The organism is Streptomyces sp. NPDC091416, assembly GCF_044756845.1.
In the GTDB taxonomy this organism is placed as follows: Bacteria; Actinomycetota; Actinomycetes; order Streptomycetales; family Streptomycetaceae; genus Streptomyces.
Genome location: NZ_JBIVTU010000010.1, coordinates 1 through 23,569, shown reverse-complemented (window position 1 = coordinate 23,569; position 23,569 = coordinate 1). Strand labels below are relative to the sequence as shown.

The following is a 23,569-nucleotide window of genomic DNA, read 5'->3' as shown; positions in this document are numbered from 1 at the left end:
GTCATCGTGTCTCTCCGTAGTTCGCGGCTAGGGGTGTCTGCCGAATGAGTGCGGGCGAAGGTGCTGCGTGCGGTGCGGGCGGTCGCGAAGAGCCTGGGCCGGGCGCCGGAGCGGCCTCGCGCCCATGTGCCGCGGGCGTTCTCGGCAACTCCGCGGGCATGCGTTCCGGGCGCCGCGACACCGCAGGCATCTGCCGGGCCCCCTCTCCAGTGCCGCGGCGGGCAGCGTTTGCCCGTAGAGGAGCGGCGTCCGGTTCCTGCTCTCCGCGTGCCGGCCGGAGGTCCTCGTACGGGGCGTACTCGGGCTTCCGGCCGGTGCGGCGAGAGTGCGTGCCGGGCGTCGCGGCGGGGCGAACGTTTCCTGCCACGGCACTAGGGGGTGTCCGGACCGGCGTCGCCCAGTGCCAGGCGGACCAGTTCGTCCGGGGTCATGGCGTCGAGCGCGGTGTCGTCGTGACCCGCGGATTCCTGCGGGGTGCCGCCCGGGTCCGGTGGGACCCGGCCGTCCCCCTGCGGCGGCTGTGTCAGCCCGGCCGCCAGACGTTCGGCGAGCGCTCCGGGGCTGGGGTGGTCGAAGACGACGGTCGGGGGCAGCGACGCCCCGGTGGCGGCGCTCAGCCGGTTCCTCAGCTCGAGGGAGGTGAGGGAGTCGAACCCCATGTCCTGGAACCGGCGGTCGGCGGAGACCCGGTCGTCCGCGCCCAGGCCGAGGACGGCGGCGACCTCGGCCCGCACGGACTCCAGGACGATGTGGTGGCGTTCGTTGTGCGGGGCGCGGGCCAGCCGCTCGCGCAGCGCGGCCGGCCGGTCCTCGCCGGGCTCCGCCACGTTCGGCGTACGCGGCGGGGCGGCCGGGGCGAGTTCCCGCAGGATCCGGGGCGCCGACCGGGCGTCCAGCGTGCCGGGTTCGAGGCGCGCGGGGACCAGGACCGGCACGTCCCGCCTCAGCGCCTCGTCGAACAGCGCCAGGCCCTCCTCGGCGGTCAGGCTGCCCACGCCCGCGCGGGCCAGGCGCAGGCGGTCCGTCCCGCCGAGGCTGTCCGTCATCTCGCCCTCGCCCGCCCACAGTCCCCAGGCCAGGGAGAGTGCGGGCAGACCCGCCGCTCGGCGCCGCACGGCGAGCGCGTCGAGGAAGGCGTTGGCCGCGGCGTAGTTGCCCTGTCCGGCGGTCCCGAGCATGCCGGCGAACGAGGAGAACAGGACGAACGCGCTGAGTCCCAGGTGCCGGGTCAGCTCGTGGAGATGGCGGGCGGCGTCGGCCTTCGGCCGCAGGACGGCCGCCAGCCGCTCGTGGGTGAGGCTCTGGACGACGGTGTCGTCGAGTACCCCGGCCGCGTGCACCACGGCGGTCGGCGGGTGGGCGTCGAGTACGGCGGCCAGCGCGGCGCGGTCGGCCGCGTCGCAGGCGGCGACCGTCACCCTGACGCCGAGGCGCTCCAGCGCGGCCACGGTTTCCCCGGCGCCCGGCGTCCGCATGCCGCGCCGGCCGGTCAGGATCAGCCGCCGCACGCCGTAACGGTCCGCCAGGTGCCGGGCCATGAGGCGGCCCAGGGTGCCGAGGCCTCCGGTGATCAGCACGTGGCTGTCCTCGTCGAACGGCGCGGGAATGTCCGGGCCGGCCCGGTGCGGGCGCAGCACCGGAGTGAGGGCCCGGCCGGCCCGGACGGCCACCTGGGGTTCACCGGACTCCGCCGCCCGCACGGCTCCGCGCACGGACTCGGGCCGGCCGTCGGTGTCCACCAGCACGAAACGGCCGGGGTGCTCGGACTGGGCGGACCTGATCAGGCCCCAGACGGCGGCCTGTCCGGGGTCCGGGATGCCGGTGGCCCCGGTGGAGACGGCGTCGCGGGTGACGACGACCAGCCGGGACCCCGCGAACCTGGTGTCCGAGAGCCAGCGCCGGGCGAGGTCCAGGACCGTGTGCGGGTCCGGTGTGTCCGCCCGGGCGGGCCCGTCGTCCCCGGCCCCGCCGGGTGCGGCGAGCGTGCCGGGTGCTGCGGCTCCGCCGGATGCGAGGGACACGACGACGGAGGGGACCGGGGCACCGCCGTCGATCGCGCGGACCAGGTCGTCGAACCCTGCGGCCGTGCGCACCGGCACGCCCGTGACGCGCACGGCGTCACACAGGGCGTCGGTGCCGGAACCGGAACCGACGAGGGTCCACGCGCCCGCGGGGGGTGTGCCGGCGGCCTCGTGCTCCGCCCAGTCGAGATGGAACAGGGCTGCGGTGCCGGCCGGCACGGCGGGTTCCGGCGGCAGTTCGCGCAGGGCGAGACCGGCGGTGGTGAGGACGGGGGCTCCGGTGCCGTCGGTGACGAGCAGGGACCAGGTGTCGCCTTCCTCCCGGCGCAGGCGTACCCGGAGGGTCCGGCCACGGGCCGAGTGCAGGGTCAGACCGGTCCAGGCGAACGGGACGAGCAGACGGCCGTCGTCACCGGCCGCGCCGAGCAGGCAGTGCAGGGCGGCGTCGAGCGCGGCCGGGTGCAGCGGATGGCCGTCCTCGGCGACGTCCGCGGGAAGCTCCACCTCGCCGTACAGGTCGTCGTCGTGGCGCCACAGTGCCCGCAGCCCGCGGAAGGCGGGGCCGTAGGTGTAGCCGCGGTCCGCCAGCCGGCTGTAGAGGCCCTCCAGAGGGACGGACGCCGCGTCCGGGGGCGGCAGGACGCCCGCATCGGCGTCCGCGCCGGGCCCCCGGGGCAGCAGCAGCCCGGTGGCGTTCCTGGTCCACTCGCCGCCCGCCGCCGCGCCGGGGCGGGAATGGACGGTCAGGGCCCGGCTGCCGTCCGGGTCCGGCCCGGACACCAGCAGCTGGACGTCGACGGGGCCGGTGAGCGACAGGGGCTGTTCCAGGACCAGTTCGCCGACGTGCGGCGTGCCGGCCCTGCCGCCCGCGTACAGGGCCAGCTCGGCGAGCGCGGCGCCCGGCAGCCGTACCGAGCCGGCCACCGCGTGGTCGGCGAGCCAGGGCCGGGTCGCCGGGTCCAGCCGTCCGCCGAGGAGCAGGCCCTGCCCGCCGGCCAGATCGACCGAGGTGTCGAGAAGGGGGTGGCCGCCCCCGCGGGCGGGTACGGCGGCCGGGGCGGGAGCGCTCAGCCAGTAGCGCCTGCGCTGGTAGGGGTAGGTCGGCAGGGCAACGGTCCGCCCGCCGGGGAAGAAGCCGCTCCAGACGACGTCCGCGCCTGCGGTGTACGCCTCGGCGAGAGCCGCGGCGAGGGTGCGGACCTCGTCGTGGCCACGGCGCAGGAGCGGGGCCGCGACGGTGATCCCGAAGTCCTCCTCGGCAGCGGCGGCACCCTTGACCAGGGCGGTGAGCACGGCGTCCGGGCCGAGTTCGAGGCACAGGGTGACGCCGTCGTCGGCGAGGTGGCGGAGCCCGTCGAGGAAGCGGACCGTGCCCCGCAGCTGGCGCACCCAGTGGTCGGGATCGGACAGCTCCTCCCATGTCAGCGCGCGCCCGGTGACGTTGGAGACCACGGGGATCCGCGGCGGCGAGAAGGTGACACCCGCCGCGACCTCGCGGAACTCGGCGAGTACGGCGTCCATGTGCGGCGAGTGGAAGGCGTGGGACACCCGCAGGCGGGACGTCCGACGGCCCTTCGCCCGCCAGGCGTCGGCCAGTTCCGTGACCGCGTCCTCGTCCCCGGTGACGACGACCGAGGTGAACCCGTTCACCGCCGCCAGGTCCGCGCGTCCGGCGTAGGCGGCCAGCGCCTCACGTATCTCGGCCTCGGTGGCCTCCACGGCGGCCATGGCACCGCCTTGCGGCGCACTCTGCATGAGGCGTCCTCGCGCGGCCACCAGAGCGCAGGCGTCCGACAGGTCCAGGGCGCCCGCGACATGCGCTGCGGCCAGTTCGCCGACCGAGTGCCCGAGAAGCTGGTCGGGCGTCACCCCCGCGTGCTCCAGCAGCCGGAACAGCGCGACCTCCAGGGCGAAGAGCGCGGGCTGGGTGCAGCCGGTCTCGTCCAGCCGCCGGGCCTCGTCCGTGCCCTCGTCGGCGAAGACCAGTTCCTTGAGGGGAATGCCGGCGACGGCCGCCATGCGGTCACAGACCGCGTCGAAGGCCTCGGCGAACACGGGGAAGCGGGCGTGGAGTTCGCGTCCCATGCCGGGACGCTGGCTGCCCTGGCCGGTGAAGAGGAAGGCGGTCCGGGCGCGGCGGTCGGCCGTGCCCGTGACCACGTTGCCCGCCGTGCGGCCGGCCCGCAGGGCGTCCAGGCCCGCGAGGAGTTCCGCCTCGTCGGAGGCGAGGACGACGGCCCGGTCGGCGAGCGCGGACCGCGACACCGCCAGGGAGTAGCCGGTGTCCCGGTGGGCGGCGGTGAGTTCCGTGCCGCCCGGTGCCTGCACGGCGAGCGGCCGCAGCTGTGCGGCCTGGGCGCGCAGCGCGTCGGCGCCCCGGGCCGAGACGACCCATGGCAGCAACCCGGCCGGCTCCTCGGTGCGCGGGGCGGCCCCGGTGCCCGCGGGCGCCTGCTCGATGATCACATGGGCGTTGGTTCCGCTGACGCCGAACGAGGAGACACCGGCCCTGCGGGGGTGCGCGTGCTCGGGCCAGGGACGGGCCTCGGTGAGCAGACTGACCGCTCCGGCCTCCCAGTCGACGTGCGAGGTCGGCTCGCCGAGGTGCAAGGTGCGGGGCAGCACTCCCTGACGTATCGCCATGACCATCTTGATGATGCCGCCCACGCCCGCGGCGGCCTGCGCGTGGCCGATGTTGGACTTCAGGGAGCCCAGGTAGAGGGGCGTGTCCGGCGCACGGTCCTGGCCGTAGGTCGCCAGCAGGGCCTGGGCCTCGATGGGGTCGCCGAGCCGGGTGCCCGTGCCGTGCGCCTCGACCGCGTCGACCCCGGCGGGTGCCAGTCCCGCGCTGTCGAGGGCGTCCCGGATGACCCGTTCCTGTGAGGGGCCGTTGGGGGCCGTGAGTCCGTTGCTCGCGCCGTCCTGGTTGACGGCGGAGGCACGGACCACGGCCAGCACCTCGTGACCGTTGCGGCGGGCATCGGAAAGTCGTTCGAGCAGGAGCACGCCGGCGCCCTCGCTCCAGGCGGTACCGTCCGCGGTGTCCGCGAACGCCTTGCACCGGCCGTCGGGCGCGAGCCCGCGCTGACGGCTGAACTCGACGAACGTGGTCGGCGCGGCCATCACCGTGACCCCGCCGGCGAGAGCCAGCTCGCACTCGCCGCTGCGCAGGGCCTGCGCGGCGAGGTGCAGGGCGACCAGCGACGAGGAGCAGGCCGTGTCCACCGTGATGGCGGGGCCCTTGAGACCGAGGGTGTAGGAGACCCGTCCGGACACCACGCTCGGTGAGTTGCCTATGAAGCCGTAGGCCTCGACGCTCTCCGGCTTGGTGTGCAGCCGGGAGGTGTAGTCGCTGTACATCACACCGCAGAAGACGCCGGTACGGCTGCCGTGCAGCGCCGTGGGTGCGATGCCCGCGCTCTCCACGGCCTCCCAGCCGGTCTCCAGGAGGAGCCGCTGCTGCGGGTCCATGCCCGCCGCCTCGCGGGGGCTGATCCCGAAGAACTCGGCGTCGAAGCGGTCGGCGTCGTACAGGAAGCCGCCATGGCGGGTGTACGACTTCCCGGCGCGGTCCGGGTCCGGGTCGTACAGGCCCTCGACGTCCCAGCCACGGTTCTCCGGGAACGGGCCGATGGCGTCCGTGCCCTCGTCGACGAGCCTCCACAGGTCCTGCGGTGTGCGCACGTCGCCGGGGTAGCGGCAGGCCATCCCGACGATCACGACCGGGTCGTCCTGGGGGGCCGCGGTGCGGACCGCCGCCCGGGGTGCCGACGCGGCGGACGCCGTGCCGAGGCGCTCCAGCAGATGGTCGGTGAGAGCCGTGGGGGTGGGGTGGTCGAAGACGACGGTGGACGAGAGGGTGACACCGGTCGCCGACGCGACACGGCTCCGCAGCTCCAGGCCGGACAGCGAGTCGAGGCCCAGCTCCCGGAACGCCGCGGCCGGATCGACCGCCGCGGCGGACTCGAGGCCGAGTACAGCGGCGACGGTACCTCCGACGAGTTCGAGGACGGCCCTTCGGCGGTCGGCCGGGGCCAGTACCGCCGTCCGCTCGGCCCACGTGGCGGCGCCGTCCGCCGCGGCTGCCCGGCGAGGGGGCGCGGGGACGAGCCCGCGCAGCAGCGGATGGGGCGTCGCACCGGAGTCGCGCAGTGCGGCGAGGTCGAGTTCCACGGGGACGAGCAGGGGCTCGCCCAGGGCGAGCGAGGCGTCGAACAGCAGCGTTCCGCGTTCGGCGGTCAGCGGCCGCATGCCGGAGCGTGCCCAGCGAGCGAGGTCGGCGCCGGCCAGTTCCCCGGCCATCCCGCCCTCGGTGGGCTCCCACATCCCCCACGCCAGCGAGGTCGCCGGCAGTCCCTGCCCGCGGCGGTGCTGCGCCAGGGCGTCGAGGAACGCGTTGGCGGCGGCGTAGGCACCCTGGCCGGCGCTCCCGAGCAGGCCGGCGACGGAGGAGAAGAGCACGAAGGCGCCGAGGTCCAGATGCCGGGTCAGCTCGTGGAGATGCCACGCCCCGTCCGCCTTGGCCCGGAGCACCCGGCCCGCGTCGTCGGGCGTGAGGTTCTCCAGTGTGGCATCGGCCAGCACACCGGCCGTGTGGACGACGGCCGACAGCGGGTGTTCCGGCGGGATGCCGTCGAGGACCGCGGCGAGGCGTTCGCGGTCGGCGACGTCGCAGGCGACGACGGCGACGTGCGCGCCCAGCCCTTCCAGTTCGGCGGTCAACGCGTCCGAGCCGGGTGCGGCATCACCTCTGCGGCTGGTCAGCAGGAGGTGGCGGACTCCGTGCCGGACCACCAGGTGACGCGCGATCAGACTGCCGAGACCACCGGTTCCGCCGGTGATCAGGACGGTGCCCTCGGGGTCGAGAACCGCCGGGTCCCCGCCCACGGCCGGGCGGCTCCGCCCGGTGTCACGGCGCAGCCGCGGCACCCGCAACCGGCCTTGCCGCAGGGCGCATTCGAGTCCGGCGCCACTGGCCGCCGCAGCGGCGGACCGCACGTCGGCGGGGTCTGCGGCGTCGACGTCGAGGAGTGCGAAGCGGCCCGGGTGCTCGCTCGCGGCCGTACGGACCAGGCCTCGGGCCGCAGCGGCCGGCAGGTCATGAACGTCGTCGCCCGGGACGGCGGCCACGGCTCCCCGGGTGAGGAGCAGGAGCCGCGTCGCAGCAAGGCGCGGGTCCGCGAGGAGGTGCCGGACGACGGCGAGCGTCGTCCGGACGGCAGTGCGCACGAGGGCCGGCTCGTCGTGCTGCCCCCGCGCCCCGGAGGGCGAGAGGACGAGGATGTCGGGGGCGGCGGTACCGGAGGCCAGCGCGGCGTCCAGCGCGGCAGGATCGGTGAAGGCCATGGGGTCGAGGGCGTCCGTGTCCGGGGTGGCGTCGCCGAGGAGAGCCCACCGCAGGCCGGGGGTGGCGTCGCCCGGCGGGGCGGGCTGCCAGACGACGTGGTGCGGACCCTCCTGGCCGGAGGCTCCCCGGCCTGCGATCCGGCCGGCCTCGACGGGCCGCAGGGTGAGGGCGTCGACGGTCAGCACCGGCGCGCCGGCCGGGTCGGTCGCGGTCAGGACGCAGGTGCCGCTCCCCGCGCCGGTCAGCCGCACCCGGAGCCGGGTGGCACCGGTGGAGTGCAGGGTGACGCCGTCGAACGAGAACGGGAGCCGCAGCACTCCCGAATCGGGCGGCGCGGCGAGCAGCAGCGGGTGCAGGGCGGCGTCGAGGAGGACGGGGTGGATGCCGTAGTCGGCGGCCTCGGCGTGCAGTTCCTCCGGCAGCACGACCTCCGCGTAGAGGTCGCCGCCGTCCTCCCAGGCGGCTTCGAGTCCTCGGAAGGCGGGCCCGTAGGCGTAGCCGGCCTCCGCGAGGCCTTCGTAGAGGTGATCGTGGGCGAGCCGCACCGCGCCCTCCGGCGGCAGGCAGTGGTCTTCGGCCGCGCCGGTGACGGGTCCGGCCGCGGTGAGCACGCCGGTGGCGTGCCGGGTCCACTCCCCCTCGCCCCACGGCCCGGCGCCGGCGTCGCGGCCGGTGTGCATCGTGATGTGCCGCTCGCCGGTGGCGTCGGCCGCACCGACCGAGATCTGCAGCCGGACACCCTCCTCCGGGACGACCAGCGGCTCCTCCAGGACGAGTTCACGCAGACGGTCGCAGCCGGCCCGGTCCCCGGCGGCCATCGCGAGTTCGACGACCGCGGCGCCCGGCAGCAGCACCGTGCCCCCGATGACGTGCTGGGCCAGCCAGGGGTGGGTGCGGGGCTGGAGACGGCCGGTCAGCAGCAGACCGTCGCCGTCGGCGAGGCCGGTCACGCCGCCGAGCAGCGGGTGGCCCGCCGGTGTGACGCCGAGCGCGGCGGCGTCCCCCGTCGCGGCGGCGGCGTCGAGCCAGAAGCGGCGGCGCTGGAACGCGTACGTGGGCAGTACCGTCCGCCGGGCGCCCGGAAACAGCCGTGCGGTGTCCGGTCGTACGCCGTGCAGGGCGAGATGCGCGAGGGCCACGGCGACGGTGTGGGTCTCCGGCCGGTCGGGGCGCAGCAGCGCCACCGGCCGGCCCGCCTCCTCGCCCAGGCAGGTGGCGGCCATGGCGGCGAGCACGGGGGCGGGCCCCAGCTCCGCCCATGCCTGGACGCCCTCCTCCTGGAGGGTGCGCACCCCGTCGGCGAAGCGGACGGTGTGCCGCAGATGGCGGACCCAGTAGCCGGGGTCAGCCAGTTCCTCGGCGGTGGCGACGGCGCCGGTGAGGTCGGAGACCACGGGGATGCGCGGGGCGTGGTAGGTCAGCCCGGCGGCCACCTCGCGGAACTCCTCCAGGACCGGTTCCATGTGCGGGGAGTGGAAGGCGTGGCTCACCTTGAGCGGGCTGGTGCGACGGCCCTTCTTCCGCCAGGCGTCCGCGAGTTCGGCGGCGGCGTCCCGGTCGCCGGTGACGACCACGGAGGCGGGACCGTTCACGGCCGCGATGTCGAGGCGGCCCTCGTACCCGGCGAGCGAGGTGCGGATCTCCTCCTCCGTCGCCCCGATGGCCGTCATGGCTCCGCCGTCGGGTGCGGACTGCATCAGCCGGGCCCGGTTCGCCACCAGGGTGCAGGCGTCCGCCAGGCCGAGAACACCGGCGGCGTGGGCGGCCGCGATCCCTCCGACGGAGTGGCCGAGGACGCGGTCCGGGAGGATCCCGTAGTGCTCCAGCAGCCGGAACAGGGCCACTTCCAGAGCGAAGAGGGCCGGCTGGGTGTACTGGGTCCGGTCCAGTCGCGGGCCGGGTGCGTCCGCGTCGTCCTCGCCCGTGGCGAAGACCACGTCCTTGAGGGGGGCGGGCAGATGCCGGTCGAACTGGGCGCACACGTCGTCGTAGGCGGAGGCGAACACCGGGTGCGTCTCGTACAGTTCGCGGCCCATCCCGACCCGCTGGCTTCCCTGGCCGGTGAAGAGGAAGGCGGTGCGGGCCCTCGCCCCCCTCGCGCCGCGGGCGGACGGAGCGGGCCCGCGGACCACGTCGGCGGAGGGTTCGCCGCCGGCCAGCGCCGCGAGGCCGCGCAGGAAGCCCTCGCGGTCCCCGGCGACGACGGCGGCCGCGTGGGAGAACCTGGCCGGCGCTTCGGCCAGCGTCAGGCCGATGTCCCGCAGTTCGGTGTCCGGGCGCATGCCGCCGGTCCGCGTACGGGTGTCGCCGGTCTCCGGGCGGGCGTCGAGGAATGCGCCGAGCCGGTCGGCCTGGGCGTGCAGGGCCTCCTCGGTCCGGCCGGAGAGCAGCCAGTACCCGGGCAGTGGCGCGGTCACGGACACGGCAGGCGCAGCCGGGAGGCTCCCGGGAGTCTCCTCGGGGGCCGGCCCGGGGGCCTGTTCCAGGACGACGTGGGCGTTGGTGCCGCTGATTCCGAAGGACGACACGCCGGCGCGTCGCGGGCGGTCGGACTCGGGCCACGGAACCGTCTCGGTGAGCAGCCGGACGTCACCCGCGGTCCAGTCGACGTGCTCGGTGGGGCTGTCGATGTGCAGACTGCGCGGCAGGACACCGTGCCGCATCGCGAGGACCATCTTGATCACGCCGCCGACCCCGGCCGCAGCCTGCGCATGACCGATGTTGGACTTCAGCGAACCCAGATGGAGCGGTCCCGCGCCGCCGCGGTCCTGTCCGTAGGCCGCGAGGATGGCCTGCGCCTCGATGGGGTCGCCGAGCCTGGTGCCCGTGCCGTGCGCCTCGACGGCGTCGACGTCGCCCGCGCTCAGGCCGCCGGCGGCCAGGGCGGCGCGGATCACCCGTTCCTGGGCGGGCCCGCTGGGCGCGGCGAGCCCGTTGCTGGCACCGTCCTGGTTGATCGCCGTGCCGCGGACCACGGCCAGGACCTCGTGGCCCTCGCGGCGGGCGTCGGACAGCCGCTCCAGGAGGAGGACCCCGGCACCCTCCGCCCAGCCGGTGCCGTCCGCCTCGCCGGCGAACGCCTTGCAGCGGCCGTCCGGCGCGAGTCCGCGCTGACGGCTGAACTCCACGAACATGCCCGGGCTGGACATCACCGTCACGCCGCCGGCGACCGCGAGCCGGCACTCGCCGCTGCGCACCGCCTGGGCGGCGAGGTGGAGGGCGACCAGCGACGAGGAGCAGGCCGTGTCCACGGTGACGGCGGGGCCCTCAAGTCCGAAGGTGTACGCGACCCGGCCGGAGAGCACGCTGGTGAAGTTGCCGGTGAGGAGGTACCCGCCGGCCCTGTCGTCCGCCTCGTGCAGCCGTGGGCCGTAGTCCTGGGCGAGCGCCCCGAGGTAGACCCCCGTCCCGCTGCCGCGCAGCGCGGCGGGGTCCATCCCGGCACGTTCCAGGGCCTCCCACACCGTCTCCAGGACCAGGCGCTGCTGGGGGTCCATGCCGACGGCCTCGCGCGGGCTGATCCCGAAGAACTCGGCGTCGAAGAGGTCCGCGTCGTGGAGGAAACCGCCCTCGCGGGTGTACGAGCGGCCCGCCCTCCCGGGGTCCTGGTCGAAGAGGGCGTCCAGCGCCCAGCCCCGGTTGACGGGGAAGCCGGAGATCACGTCCTTCTCGCCGGTCACAAGGTCCCAGAGGTCCTCCGGCGTGGTGACCCCGCCGGGGAAGCGGCACGCCATGGAGACGACGACCACCGGGTCCTCCGGGTCGGCGTCCTGGCGCACCGCGGCCGTCGCGGTGACCGTCCGGGTGCCGGCCGTGACGGCGGCGAGGTAGGCGGCGAGCCGCTCCGGCGTGGGGTGGTCGAAGAGCAGGGTGACGGGAAGCCGCAGACCGGTGGCGTCGACCAGCCGGTTGCGGAGTTCCACCGCCGTCACCGAGTCGAGTCCGACGTCCCGGAACGCCGTGGCGTCATCGGGCAGGTCGTCGGGACCGAGCCCCATGACGAGGGCCGTCTCGGCGCGCAGCAGTTCGAGGAACCGGCTCACGGTCTCCTCCTGGCCGGGCCCGCTGTCCTCGGCCGGCTGCGCCTCTGCTGCCGCTTGCGGCTCCGTGTCCGCCGGAAGCTCGACGGCCCGGGCGCCGGGCCCGAAGGCCGGGCGCCAGTCCACCTCGGCCCCGTGGACGTGCAGCCGTGCCAGTGAGGTCAGAAATCGCCGCTTCCCCTCCTGTCCCCGGCGCAGCGTCTCCACCACGATCGCGGCGGACTCCATGTCGTCCAGCGTCTGCTGGAGCGACATGGTGAGGACGGGATGAGGGCTGATCTCGACGAAGGCGTCGTGGTCGGCGAGCGTACGGATCGTCGCGTCGAGACGGACGGTTCCGCGCAGGTTGCCGAACCAGTAGCCGGCGTCCAGGGAGGGGGTGTCGATCCGTCCGCCGGTCACGGTGGAGTGGAAGGGCACCGTCGCCGCGCGTGGCCGCAGGGGCGCGAGGACGTCGAGCAGTTCCTCCCGCAGGACGTCCATGTACGGGGAGTGGGCTGCCACGTCCACGGGAATGCGCTTGGCCTGGACTCCCTCGTCCGCGAACGCGACGAGCAGCCGGTCAACAGCCTCGCGGTCGCCGGACAGGACGACCGAGCGGGGCCCGTTGACCGCCGCCACGGCCACTCGGTCGCCCCACGCTGCGAGCACGGTCTCCAGCTCGTCCACGGACGCCGACACGGAGAGCATCCCGCCCTGCCCGGCGATGCTCGCCTGGAGCCGGCTCCACCGGGCGACCACACGGGCCGCGTCGGCCAGCGACAGTGCCCCGGCGACGACGGCCGCGGCGATCTCACCGTTGCTGTGCCCGACGACGGCCGTGGGGCGTATTCCGAACGAGGCCCACAGGTCGGCGAGCGCGACGCTCGCGGCGAACAGCGCGGGCTGCACGACGTCGTCGCGGTCCAGGGACGCGGCGCCCGGCGTCCCGCGCAGCACGTCCTCGAGCGACCAGTCGATGTACGGGGCGAGGGCCAGGGCCGACGCTTCGACGGACGCGCGGTACACCTCGGAGCTGTCGAGGAGCCCGGCGGCCATGCCCACCCACTGGGAGCCCTGCCCGGGGAAGACGAACACGGTCCGCCCGCTCGGCCCGGCGGTTCCGGAGACCCGCCCGGCGGAACCGCGGCCCTCGGCCAGGGCTCTCAGCTCGCCCGTGAGTTCTGTGGCGTCCTCGGCCAGGACGACCGTCCGGTGGTCGAGCGCGGGCCGCAGCGCGAGGGAGAGCCCGAGGTCGCCGACGGACGGACGGCCGTCCTCCAGATGCCGCTGGAGCAGCGAGGCCTGGGACCGTACGGCGGCCGGTGTCGCCCCGGAGAGGACCAGCGGCACGGCGCCCGTACCGAAGGGCTGTGCCCCGGACGCGGACCGCGGCCTCTCCGCCCCCGGCGACGCGGCGGTGGTCAGGGGCTTTCCGGTGGACCCGGTCTCGGTGCGCTTGTGGTCGTCGGCAGACACGTCAGTTCTCGCTCCAGGTCGTGGGCGTGCCGTGGACGGCACTACCGGCGGGCAGTGGGCGGCGGGCGCGGGGCCCGCTACCAGTCGACGAGCAGGCGGGACAGCCCCCTGGTGGCGAGGCCGCCCTTCCAGACCACGGGCTCGTCGACGGCGGCGAGCCGCAGCGTCGGGAACCGCCGCAGCAGTTGTTCCAGCACGATGCGGACCTGGAGCCGCGCCAACGGCGCGCCCAGGCAGCGGTGCACACCGTGGCCGAAGGTCAGGTGCACCGCGTCCCGTCCGGTGAGGTCGAGCGACCTCGGCCCGGCGAACACGTCGGCGTCGAGGTTGCCGTCCAGCAGCGAGACCATGACGGCCTCGCCGGCCTGGACGGTGACGCTGCCGACCTCGACCGGCTCGACGGCGACACGCGGGAAGCTGAGGGGGGTGGCGGGGTTCAGGCGCAGGAGTTCCTCGGCTGCGGCGGCGAGTTGCTCGGGCTGCTTCGTCAGTTCCGCATAGGCCGTCGGATCGGACAGCAGGGAGAGCGCCGACAGACCGATCTGCCCCACGGTGGTCTCGTAGCCGGCCATCAGCAGGGTGAGACCGAGTGTGAGGAGTTCGTTCATCGTGAGGTCGCCCCGGTCGTGGACGCCGATCAGTACCGTGAGCAGGTCGTCCTCGGGCCGGTGGCGCTTGCGGTCGACCAGGTCGTAGATGTACTCGGCGAGTTCGATGCGGCGGCGTGCCTTCTCCACGGGGGTGCTGGCGGAGATGTCGAAGAGCACCTCGACCCAGTCGCGGAACCGGTTGCCGTCCTCCTCGGGAACGCCGAGCACCGAGCACAGCACGGCGAGCGGCAGGGGGGTGGCGAGGCCGGCGATCAGGTCGGCGCCCGGACCCTGCCGGGCGATGGCGTTCAGGTGCCGGTCGGCGAGCTCCTCGACGAAGGTGCCCATGGCGGCGATGCGCCCCGTGGAGAACGCTCCGCTGACGATCCGCCGCAGCCGGGTGTGCCGGTCGCCCTCCATGCTCATCATGGAGTCGGGAACGGGCTGGGCGTCGTTGAACCGGGGCGCGTGCGGCGTCGCGGCGGCGGCTCTGCTGAACCGCTTGTCGGTCAGCACCTGGCGGCCGAGCGCGTAGTCGCGCACCAGCCACATGGTGTCGCCCGCGGGTGTCCGGATGGGTACGACGTCACCGGCGCTGTCGCGGAGAAAACCCGGAAGCGGTCCCGACTGGTCGACCGTGCACTCCTTCATGCGGGCACTCCCCCTCGTCCGTGGGTTCTCATCCGGCCTGGATCCGGCGATCGACCTCGTGCAGCACCTCGGTGCTCCGGTTGAACGCGATGCGCACGTACTGCTCGCCGCGCGCGGGGTCCGCGAAGAAGGAGGCACCCGGGACCAGCAGCACCCCGGCCCTCTCCAGGAGTTCGTGAACGAACGCGGTGCCGTCCGTCCGGCCGCCGGTGAGCGGCTCGACGTCCGCGAAGAGGAAGCAGCCGCCTTCCGCCGGGGCGAACTTCATGCCCGCCCGGGAGAAGATCTCCTGGGCCAGATCCCGGCGGCGCCCCATCTCGGCGGTGGCCTTCGGCAGGTCCACCGAGAGGGCGGCCATGCCGACCGCGACCTGGAGCGGGGTGGCCGCGCCGTTGGTGGTCACCTCGTGCACCCGTCGCAGCACCTCCGTGCGCGCCGCGTCGGCCCGCAGGAACCCGAGGCGCCAGCCGCTGATCGCGTGGCTCTTGGAGAGCGAGCCCACGACGATGCTGCGCTCGGCGAGTCCCGGCACCTCGGTGACCGAGATCTGGGGGCGGCCGTCGAAGACGAAGGTGCTGTAGACCTCGTCACAGATGACGGTGGCATCGTGGCGCTCGCACAGTTCCGCGATCTCCTCCAGCTCCCGGCGGTCCAGGACCCTGCCGGTGGGATTGCTGGGGCTGTTGAGGAGCACGGCCCGGGTGCGCGGCGTGAACGCCGCCGCGAGGTCCGCGGGATCGTAGCGCCAGGCCGGAGGGTGGAGGGGGACGAAGCGGGGTACGGCCCCGGCGAGCGTGACCGCGGCCTTGAACTGCTCGTAGCCCGGGTCCATCAGCACGACCTCGTCCCCGGGGTCGAGCGTGGCGAGCAGGGCGACGCACAGGGCCTCGGTGGCCCCGACGGTGACGGTCAGTTCGGTGGCGGGGTCGGTGTGGGTGTGCAGCGTCGCGGCGATCCGCTCGCGCAGCAGGAGGTCTCCCGACGGGTGGTCGTACTGGTTGCGGCCCGCCCGCATGGCTTCGGCCGCCGCGTCGATGATGTCGCGGGACGGTTCGGGGTATCCCGGTGTGCCGACCGCCAGGTCGATGGCCCCCCGCGCACGCGCCATCAGAAAGAGCTCGCCCAGACTGTTGCCCCGCAGGCCGGCGGCCCTCGACGAGACGTGTGCCCGGCGTTTCGTGGAATGCGTCATGTCCCCTCTTCCTGAATTTCACGTGCTTCATGGGAAGGAAAATCCGGAACGGTGGCGTCCGGGTCATCCATGGGAAGTCGCTCTCGTTTCCCGCCGAACCCGGACGTGACACCCCTTCGCCATCCAGGGGGAATTTCCGGGGATTCACTCGAATGATGGGCCGAAGGAAAGGGACTTCCGGACAGCGCTGGAGCGAAGAAACCCCGCCCGGTCACCGGTCCCCGGAAATGCGCATCGGGCCGAATACCAGGCCGATCCCCGACTGGACTCGAACATACCCTCCGGCCCGTGAATGGTGAACCGGAAAGCGGTCCGCGACCGAGCCGGATGACGGCCGGTCCCGTCCCGTCATCAGGGCGGGGCCGGCCGTGCGCGGGGTGTCAGTCCCGCAGTTCGAGCGTGCAGCACTTCACACTGCCGCCCGCCTTGAGCAGTTCACCGAGCTCGACCCCGACCGGCTCGTATCCGCGCTCCCGGAGGCGGGCCGCGAGCCCCGTGGCCCGGTGCGGGAGCATCACGTTCCGGCCGTCCGACAGGGCGTTGAGGCCGAAGACCTCGGCGTCCGCCGCCTCGGCGAGCAGCGCGTCCGGAAAACGTTCGGCGAGCTGGGCCCGGCTGCCCGCGGAGAACGCCTCGGGGTAGTACATGACCTGCCCGTCACCGAGGACGGAGAGTGCCGTGTCGAGGTGGTAGAAGCGCGGGTCGACCAGCATCAGGGACATCACCGGGCGGCCGAAGAACTCCCGCGCCTCGTCGTGCGAGCGGACGTTGCTGCGGAATCCGGTACCGGCCAGGATCACGTCGCCGGCGAAGAGGAAGTCGCCCTCGCCCTCGTTCGTGTACTGCGCCATCTTCACCTCGGGCCAGCCGCGTTCGCGGAACCAGTCCAGGTATGCCGCGGACTCGTCGGCCCGCTGCGGGTGCCGGAAGCGCGCGACCAGGACCTTGCCGTCCACCACAGTGGCGCCGTTCGCGGCGAAGACCATGTCCGGCAGGCCGGCCACCGGCTCGATCAGCTGCACGTCGTGCCCGAGGGTTGCGAACGTGTCGTGGAGGTTCTTCCACTGGGCCAGCGCCGTGTCGGTCGAGCAGGGCTTGCTGGGCTCCATCCACGGGTTGATGGAGTAGGTGACGCCGAAGTAGCTCGGGCGGCACATCAGGTAGCGCTTCGACGCCGCCTGCCGGTCACCGGCCCGGGGGGCTTCCTTGGTTTCGTCTGACACGTTTACCCCTTTGTTCGCCAGATTGTGTCTGGAATGGAGAGACGCCACAGGTTCGCGCGAAGCGCGGGCCACGGCGCGGATTCCGCCGCCGACAGGTGCCCTGCATCGCGCCGCGCGGATGCCGCCCCAGGTCCGCGAGACCCGGCACCGTGTCCCGTTGACGGGACACCGGCCGCCAGGAATTCAATCTCCGGATCCGGAGGTCTCCCGGACCGGATCAATCCCGCTCCTGCGGCACCGGGGAAGACGATAGCTGGAATGCTCCGCCACATCGTAGGGTTCACAGCGCCGCATTCCGCAAAGGACGGACACCACCGATTCCGAAACCCGCACCCATTCCGCTTCCCCGGATTCCCGGTGCGCGGGACAAGGAAGTCGGCATGCGTCTCGCGCACGCGAGGGAAAAGGACCGACACGTGCCGTCACCCTTCCGTGGGGCCGGCATCCACCCGCCGGCCACCGCCATCAGGAACGGAGTACGAGATGACCGAGAACACCACCCAGGGGACGGTCCCTTTCGCCCGGGAATGCCCCTTCTCCCCGCCCCCCGCGTACGCGCGGATCCGTGAGGAGGAGCCCGTCTGCCGCGTCGAGCTGCCCAACAAGGACACCGTCTGGGCCCTGACCAGCTACGCCGACGTGCGCGCCATGCTGAGCGACACCCGCTTCAGCTCGGACAACAGGCACCCCGGCTACCCCTCGTTCAGCCTGGAGAAGCCGACCGAGCAGCCGATCCAGACGATGATCAATCTGGACGCACCGGCCCACAACGAGGCACGGCGCAAGGCCATCAGCGAGTACACCGCGAAGCGCATCAAGGAGCTGCGACCGCAGGTCCAGCGCATCGTCGACGAGCGCCTCGACAGCATCCTGGCCGGCCCCCGGCAGGTGGACCTGGTGGCCGAACTCGCCGTGCCGGTACCGGCGCTGGTGATGTGCCAGCAGCTCGGCGTGCCGCTTTCGGACAACCAGTTCTTCCTCTCCAACAGCGTCAAGCTGGTCAGCATCACGGCGTCCGAGACGGAGCGTGACGAGGCCTTCGGCTCGCTGGCCGGCTACCTGATGAACCTGATCGCCACGAAGGAGGACGAGCCGGGTGACGACCTGCTGAGCCGGCAGATCGCCAAGAACCGGGAGAGCGGCGACTACGACCGGATGGCGTTGATGGGGCTGGCGTTCCTGCTGCTCATCGCCGGACACGAGACGTCGGCCAACACGATCGCGCTCGGCACCGCCATGCTCCTGCGGAACCCGGAGCAGATGAACCGCGTCCGGGCCGACCCGTCCCTGACGCCCGCCATGGTGGAGGAGGTGCTCCGCTACTTCACCGTGTCCGAGCTGGCGATGGTCCGGGTCGCGGCCGAGGACGTCGAGATCGGCGGACGCCTGATACGGGCCGGGGAGGGCGTGCTGGGCCTCGGGAACGCCGCCAACCACGACCCCTCGGTGTTCCCGGACCCGGAGACCTTCGACATCGACCGCCCGGCCCGCAACCACCTCGCGTTCGGCCACGGCCCGCACCAGTGCCTCGGACAGAGCCTGGCGCGCCTGGAGTTCCAGATCGTCTTCGACACGCTGCTCGCCCGGCTGCCGGATCTGAAGCTGGCCGTCCCGTTCGACGAGCTGCGGTTCAAGGGCGAGGAGGGGGTCTACGGCCTCCACGAGCTGCCGGTGAGCTGGTAATCGTACGGGGTAGCGGCAGCCGGCCTCCGTTCGGACCCGGCCGGCCGCCGGCCGGCCCCGCACGCGCCGCGCCCGCGTCGGACGGCTGCCGCCGTCGGGATGCGGCAGCGGCCACGGCCCCGCCGGCGCCGTCGGGATGCGGTGGTTCGGCCAGGCGCGGGGACTCGTCGCTCCCCGGCTGCACAGGGCCCTGCCCGGGCTCACCGAACCGGTCCGCGCTCGGCGGCCGCCCATCACTTCGGCAGGCCGGACCGGACCGGGCGGCCGGTGGACGCCGGCTGATGGGGCGAGCGGGTGCGTACCGCCCGGGTCCCGTCGATCGCGCAGCCCCTGGGCGCGCCCAGGGGCGAGGGCTGTGGCCGCCGCGACGGCCGTGGAACCGATGCACAGCTCCTCGCTCTTCCGCCACGGCCCGATGGATGGTGACGCCGTGCGCCGCGGGCGTCTCGTCCCGTATGAACTCCGAGACGCCGATGGCTTCGATCCGGTCCCCGTCACGCTCGTGCTTGGTCCGACCACGCGCAGCGGCCGGCCGGTCTCTTCGTGGGGGCGCTCGACGAACACCTCGTCCGGGTAGTCCTGGACGCGGGACGTACCGTCCGGTCGGCCTTCGGCAGCTCCCGGGCCGCTTCGACCGGAGACGCCCTGCTGCTCCTGTCCCTGGATGTCGTCACACGGACGTGGCCGCGGCCGAGCGCGGCCGTGGTCCAGGAACTGTGCGCTGCCCTGCCCGGATTCATCTCCGGGCAGGGCAGCGGCCTGCCCTTCGAGAGGCGGCAGGCGTCACCCCGTACGAGCGCCTGCGGAACGCGGACGGAAGGACGGCCGCCCGGCCGGCTCGGGTGTGCGCGCCGGGTGCGCCGGCTACGGGCGCGGCACCGGTCGGGTCCACGCGACGCGGATCTTCGGCCGGCATCCGGGACTCGTCCTCCGGTTCATCGACGACCTGCCGGCACCTGAGAGACCGCGCTGTGACCGGCAGGCCCGTCGACTCGGACCTGAGGTCGCGCAAGAAGTCACCGCCGGTGAACGCCGCGTCGCCGGAGGGGCCGAGGCGGGAGCCCGCCTGGCCGCGCCGCACCCCGGGCGGAGCCGATGACCGACGCCGACGCCGAGGCAGCCACCTGGCCGATCGAGGTGGCCGGGGGCCGCCGCCGGGCCCCGGCATAGGCGGCCCCCGGCAGCGGAACGCGGCCCAGGGATACCCGACTGCGGCGGCCCCCGACGCTGCCGGGGCGGGTGCGCCGGCCCTGATCACCGGCCTGATCACGCAACGCGACTCCTGCTCGTCGCTCGGGCCGGCGTCCCCGCCCGCCCGTGCCCGGCGTACGCCTCACGACGATCCAGTCGGCCCACAACCTGCCGCCCCACGCCGGGCGGTGGGCCTTCCCGCATGTGCGGGGAGGCCCACCGCGGTCAGCCGCCGTGCCGACGGGCACCGAGTTTCCGGTTGATGATCCTGCTGATCTCCGCCGCCGGTCCCGCGTCGCACATCTGCGGGTGGCCGGTCTCGATATCGACCTGCTCCACGCTGCCGCTGATGTAAGGCAGCCAGTGGCTCGCGTCGCCCGCGTACAGATCGTCCGGGTTCAGCGACGCGCGGAAGAACACCGCGTCACCGGCGTAGGGGGGCGAGGTGTACTTCTGCAGGATCGCCACGTGGGTCATCAGTGCCCTGGCGGACGTCTCCAGGACGCGCCGGTACTCGTCGGCTCCGACCATGTGGCCGATGTAGTCCTCCAGAATGTGCTCGACGTCCTGCTGCGGCAGCATCTCCGCGTCGTCGAAGTAGTCGGCCGGCGCACAGTCCAGAAGGCCCAGCAGGCCGACCTCGTGCCCGCGCGCGGCCAGTTCGGCCGCCACCGCGTGCGCGGCCGTGCCACCGAACGACCAGCCGAGGACGTGGTAAGGCCCTTCGGGCTGGACCTCCAACATCCGGCGGACACAGTCGTCGACCAGTTCCTCGACCGACTCCGGCCCGTCGTCCCCGCTGAAGGCCTGTGCCTGGAAGGCGTACACGGGCCGGTCACGGATGTGCGCCGCGAAGTTGAGGTAGGACCAGCTCAGGCCGAAGCCGGGCTGAATGAACCACAAGGGTTCGCCGTCGCCCTCGGTCCGGATCGTCAGCACCCGCGCATACGGGTCCTCGAACTGCGGTGCCGCACCGTCCCGGAGACGTACCGCCAGCTCCGCCACGGTCGGGTGCTGGAAGACCAGGCGGATCGGGAGTTCCTTTCCGAACTCCTCGCCGATCCGTCCCGCCAGCTTGGCCGCGGTCAGCGAGTGGCCCCCCAGGTCGAAGAAGCTGTCGTCCACGCCGACCCGTTCGAGACCGAGCACATCCGCGACCATCACGGCGAGCCGCCGCTCGTCGGCGGTCGTGGGCTCCCGGTAGGTGTCGGCGGTGAATTCGGGCTGCGGAAGCGCCGCCCTGTCCAGCTTCCCGTTCGGCATCAGCGGCAGCCGCTCCAGCGGTACGACCGCGGCGGGCACCATGTAGGAGGGAAGGCGGTCGGCCAGGAACCGGCGCAGCTCCGCCGGGTCCAGCCGGCCGGCCGGGTGCCCCGCAACGGCGTAGGCGAGGAGCCGGCCGTCATCCACGTGTGCCACGGTCAGGCCCACGTCCGGATGGGTCGCGAGCGCGGCCTCGACCTCGCCCGGCTCGATACGGAAGCCGCGGATCTTCACCTGGGCATCGTCCCGCCCGGCGTATTCCAGCACTCCGTCGGCGTTCCATCGGGCGAGGTCGCCGGTGCGGTACATCCTTTCGCCCGCCGGACCCCAGGGGTCGGCGACGAATCGCTCGGCGGTCAGCCCCGGCCTGTGGTGGTACCCGCGCCCGATGGCTCCCGCGACGTACAGTTCGCCGACGACCCCCGGCGGCACCGGTGCGAGCCCCGGGCCCAGGACATAGGCCCGCATGTTGCCGAGCGGCGCCCCGACGGGAGCGCTGTCCGTCCGGTCCCAGACGTCGTCGGCCGCGAGTGCGAACGCCGTGGCGTAGAAACTCTCGCTCTGCCCGTACCCGTTGACGATCCGGGCTCCCGGCATCGCCTCCCGCACCTGGCGCACCAGGGCCGCGGAGAGGGCCTCGCCCGCGAAGACGACGGTGTCCGCCCGGACCTTTCCGGTGACGCGGCCGGCCAGCTCGGCGAAGGCTGAGGGAACGGAGCTGATCACCCCTCCGGTCCAGTCGCCGCGCTCGGCCAGTTCGAGCACGTCGCGCACGATTTCGACGGTCCCTCCGGAGCAGAGCGTCGTGAAGATCTCGAACACCGACACGTCGAAGTTGACCGAGGTGCCCGCCAGCATCCGTGCTCCCGGCGCCGCCTGGGTCACCCCCGCCAGTCCGGTCACACCGTTGGTGACGCCCCGGTGCGTGATGGCCACGCCCTTCGGCGTTCCGGAGGAGCCCGAGGTGTACATCACGTACGCCAGGTTCTGCGGCCGGGGCGGGACACCGCCGACGGTCGCGGCCCCGGCGGCGCGCGGCAGCGGGCCGTCCACGAGTCCGTCGGGTCCGTCCAGCAGGAAGGTCTCCCGGCCGCCCAGCGGCAGGGCCTGCGATGTCGCGGTGTCCGTCAGCACCAGCAGTGGGTCCGCCTGGGAGAGCACGTGCTCCAGACGTCGGCTCGGATAGGCCGGGTCCATCGGAAGATAGGCCGCACCGGACTTGAGGATGCCGATCATGCCTGCCACGAGGTCCTGGTTCCGCGGCAGCGCGAGGCCCACCACGGTCTCCGGCCGCGCGCCACGGCGGACCAGCTCACGGGCCACCCGGTCGGACCGGTCGTCCAGTTCGCGGTACGTCCACGAGACGTCGCCGCACTCGATGGCGACGGCGTCCGGGGAGTTCGCCACCTGCCGTGCGAAGAGTTCGGGCACGGTCACTTCCGGTTCGCAGGTCGCGGTGTCCGTCAGCTCCTCCAGCAGCCACGTCCGCTCGTCGGGCCCGAGGGTGTCCACCGCGCCGAGGGCCCGCCCGGGCTCGGCGATCAGGGTGCGCAGGATGCGCAGCAGCCGCGCGCCGATCTCCGAGACCGCCTCGTGCCCGAAGGTGTCCTTGCGGTAGTCCAGGCCCAGTTGCAGGTTCGGGGTGGCCACCGCCATCACCGTGAGCGGGTAGTGGGTGGTGGAGAAGGGGCGGATGCCGGTGCAGGTGAGGCCGGCGGCCTCGTTGGCCTCGGCCAGCGCCGCGCTGTCGACCGGGTAGGACTCGAAGACCACCAGGGTGTCGAAGAGCGTCTGGAGTCCGATGCTCCGCTGGATGTCGGTCAGACCGTGGTGGTGGTGCTCCATCAGGGCCGTCTGGCGTCCCTGGATCTCCGTCATGAGACCGGCGAGAGTGACGTGCGGCGACAGCGGGACCCGCACGGGCAGCGTGTTGATGAACATGCCGACCATGGAGTCGACACCGTCCACGGCTGATGGCCGCCCGGACACCGTGGCCCCGAACACAACATCCTGACGCCCCGTCAACTGCCCGAGCAGCAGCGCCCAGGCACCCTGGACCAGAGTGTTCACCGTGACACCGAGCTCACCCGCCCGGCGCGCGAGATCTCTGGTCTCCGCGATGTCCAGGGAGACGTCGGCGTGCCCGATGCCGGGCGCGCCGCTCTCGGCCGGGGTGACGGCCGGTGCGAGGAGGGTGGGTTCGTCGATGCCTTCGAGCTCCGCGGCCCAGGCACGGGAGGCCGCGTCCTGGTCCTGGCCGTCGAGCCAGACGAGGAAGTCCCGGTAGTCGCGCACCTGGGGAAGAGCGGAGACGCCGCCGCCCGACGCGCCGTAGAGCCGCAGCAGGTCCTCCATCAGCAGCGGACCCGACCAGCCGTCGAACAGGGCGTGGTGGGCGGTGAGGACCAGTTCGCTGTGGTCGTCGGTCATCCGGACCAGGGCCAGACGCAGCAGCGGCGGAGCCGCCGGATCGAAATGGACCGTGTGGTCCTCGGCCAGGAACGCCTCCAGCTCCGCCAGACGCCCGGCCTCCGGCAGATGTCGCAGATCCCGCTCCGACCAGGGCAGTTCGACACCCTCGGTGACCAACTGCACCCAGCCACTGCCACCGTGAGGAACGAACGCGGACCGCAGATTGGCATGCCGGTCCAGCAACGCCTGCCCAGCGGCACGCATCCGCTCGGGGTCCGCCTCTCCGGACAGGTGGAAGACCAACTGCATCTGGTAGGAGTCCAGCGCGGCATCCTCCTCGGTCAGGGCGGTGTGGAAGAGGAGTCCGGACTGGAGCGGGGTCAGCGGCCACACATCCCGCAACGCCGGATACCGGGCCTCCCACCCCTCGATCTCCCCCTGCGACACCTCCACCAACGGCACATCCGACGGAGTCAGACCACCCCCACCCGAACCCCC

At 73.5% G+C, this 23,569-nt stretch carries 6 protein-coding genes; 1 reads left to right on the top strand and 5 read right to left on the bottom strand.

What is annotated here, in order from left to right; translation table 11 throughout:
- Positions 1–371: 371 nt before the first annotated feature.
- From ACIQMX_RS27440 to ddaH, 4 genes are all read right to left on the bottom strand, one after another.
- Complete coding sequence (locus tag ACIQMX_RS27440) at positions 372–12,866, bottom strand: SDR family NAD(P)-dependent oxidoreductase (protein WP_402481954.1); 12,495 nt, start codon at positions 12,864–12,866, stop codon at positions 372–374.
- A gap of 77 nt (positions 12,867–12,943) precedes the next feature.
- A complete protein-coding gene (locus ACIQMX_RS27435) occupies positions 12,944–14,107 on the bottom strand; it encodes a cytochrome P450 (RefSeq protein ID WP_402481951.1) in 1,164 nt (387 codons plus the stop codon).
- A gap of 28 nt (positions 14,108–14,135) precedes the next feature.
- A complete protein-coding gene (locus tag ACIQMX_RS27430) occupies positions 14,136–15,299 on the bottom strand; it encodes a pyridoxal phosphate-dependent aminotransferase (protein ID WP_402481949.1) in 1,164 nt (387 codons plus the stop codon).
- Positions 15,300–15,679: 380 nt separating this feature from the next.
- On the bottom strand, positions 15,680–16,522 hold the full coding sequence (ddaH, locus tag ACIQMX_RS27425; protein WP_363078487.1) for a dimethylargininase: 843 nt from the start codon (positions 16,520–16,522) through the stop codon (positions 15,680–15,682).
- Between the two features lie 483 nt (positions 16,523–17,005).
- Here ddaH and ACIQMX_RS27420 point away from each other — a divergent pair, with 483 nt between their 5' ends.
- Complete coding sequence (locus tag ACIQMX_RS27420; protein ID WP_402481946.1) at positions 17,006–18,205, top strand: cytochrome P450; 1,200 nt, start codon at positions 17,006–17,008, stop codon at positions 18,203–18,205.
- A gap of 1,416 nt (positions 18,206–19,621) precedes the next feature.
- Here ACIQMX_RS27420 and ACIQMX_RS27415 read toward each other — a convergent pair.
- Positions 19,622–23,524: an amino acid adenylation domain-containing protein gene (locus tag ACIQMX_RS27415; RefSeq protein ID WP_402481945.1), complete on the bottom strand. Its 3,903-nt coding sequence runs from the start codon at positions 23,522–23,524 to the stop codon at positions 19,622–19,624.
- Positions 23,525–23,569: the final 45 nt, after the last annotated feature.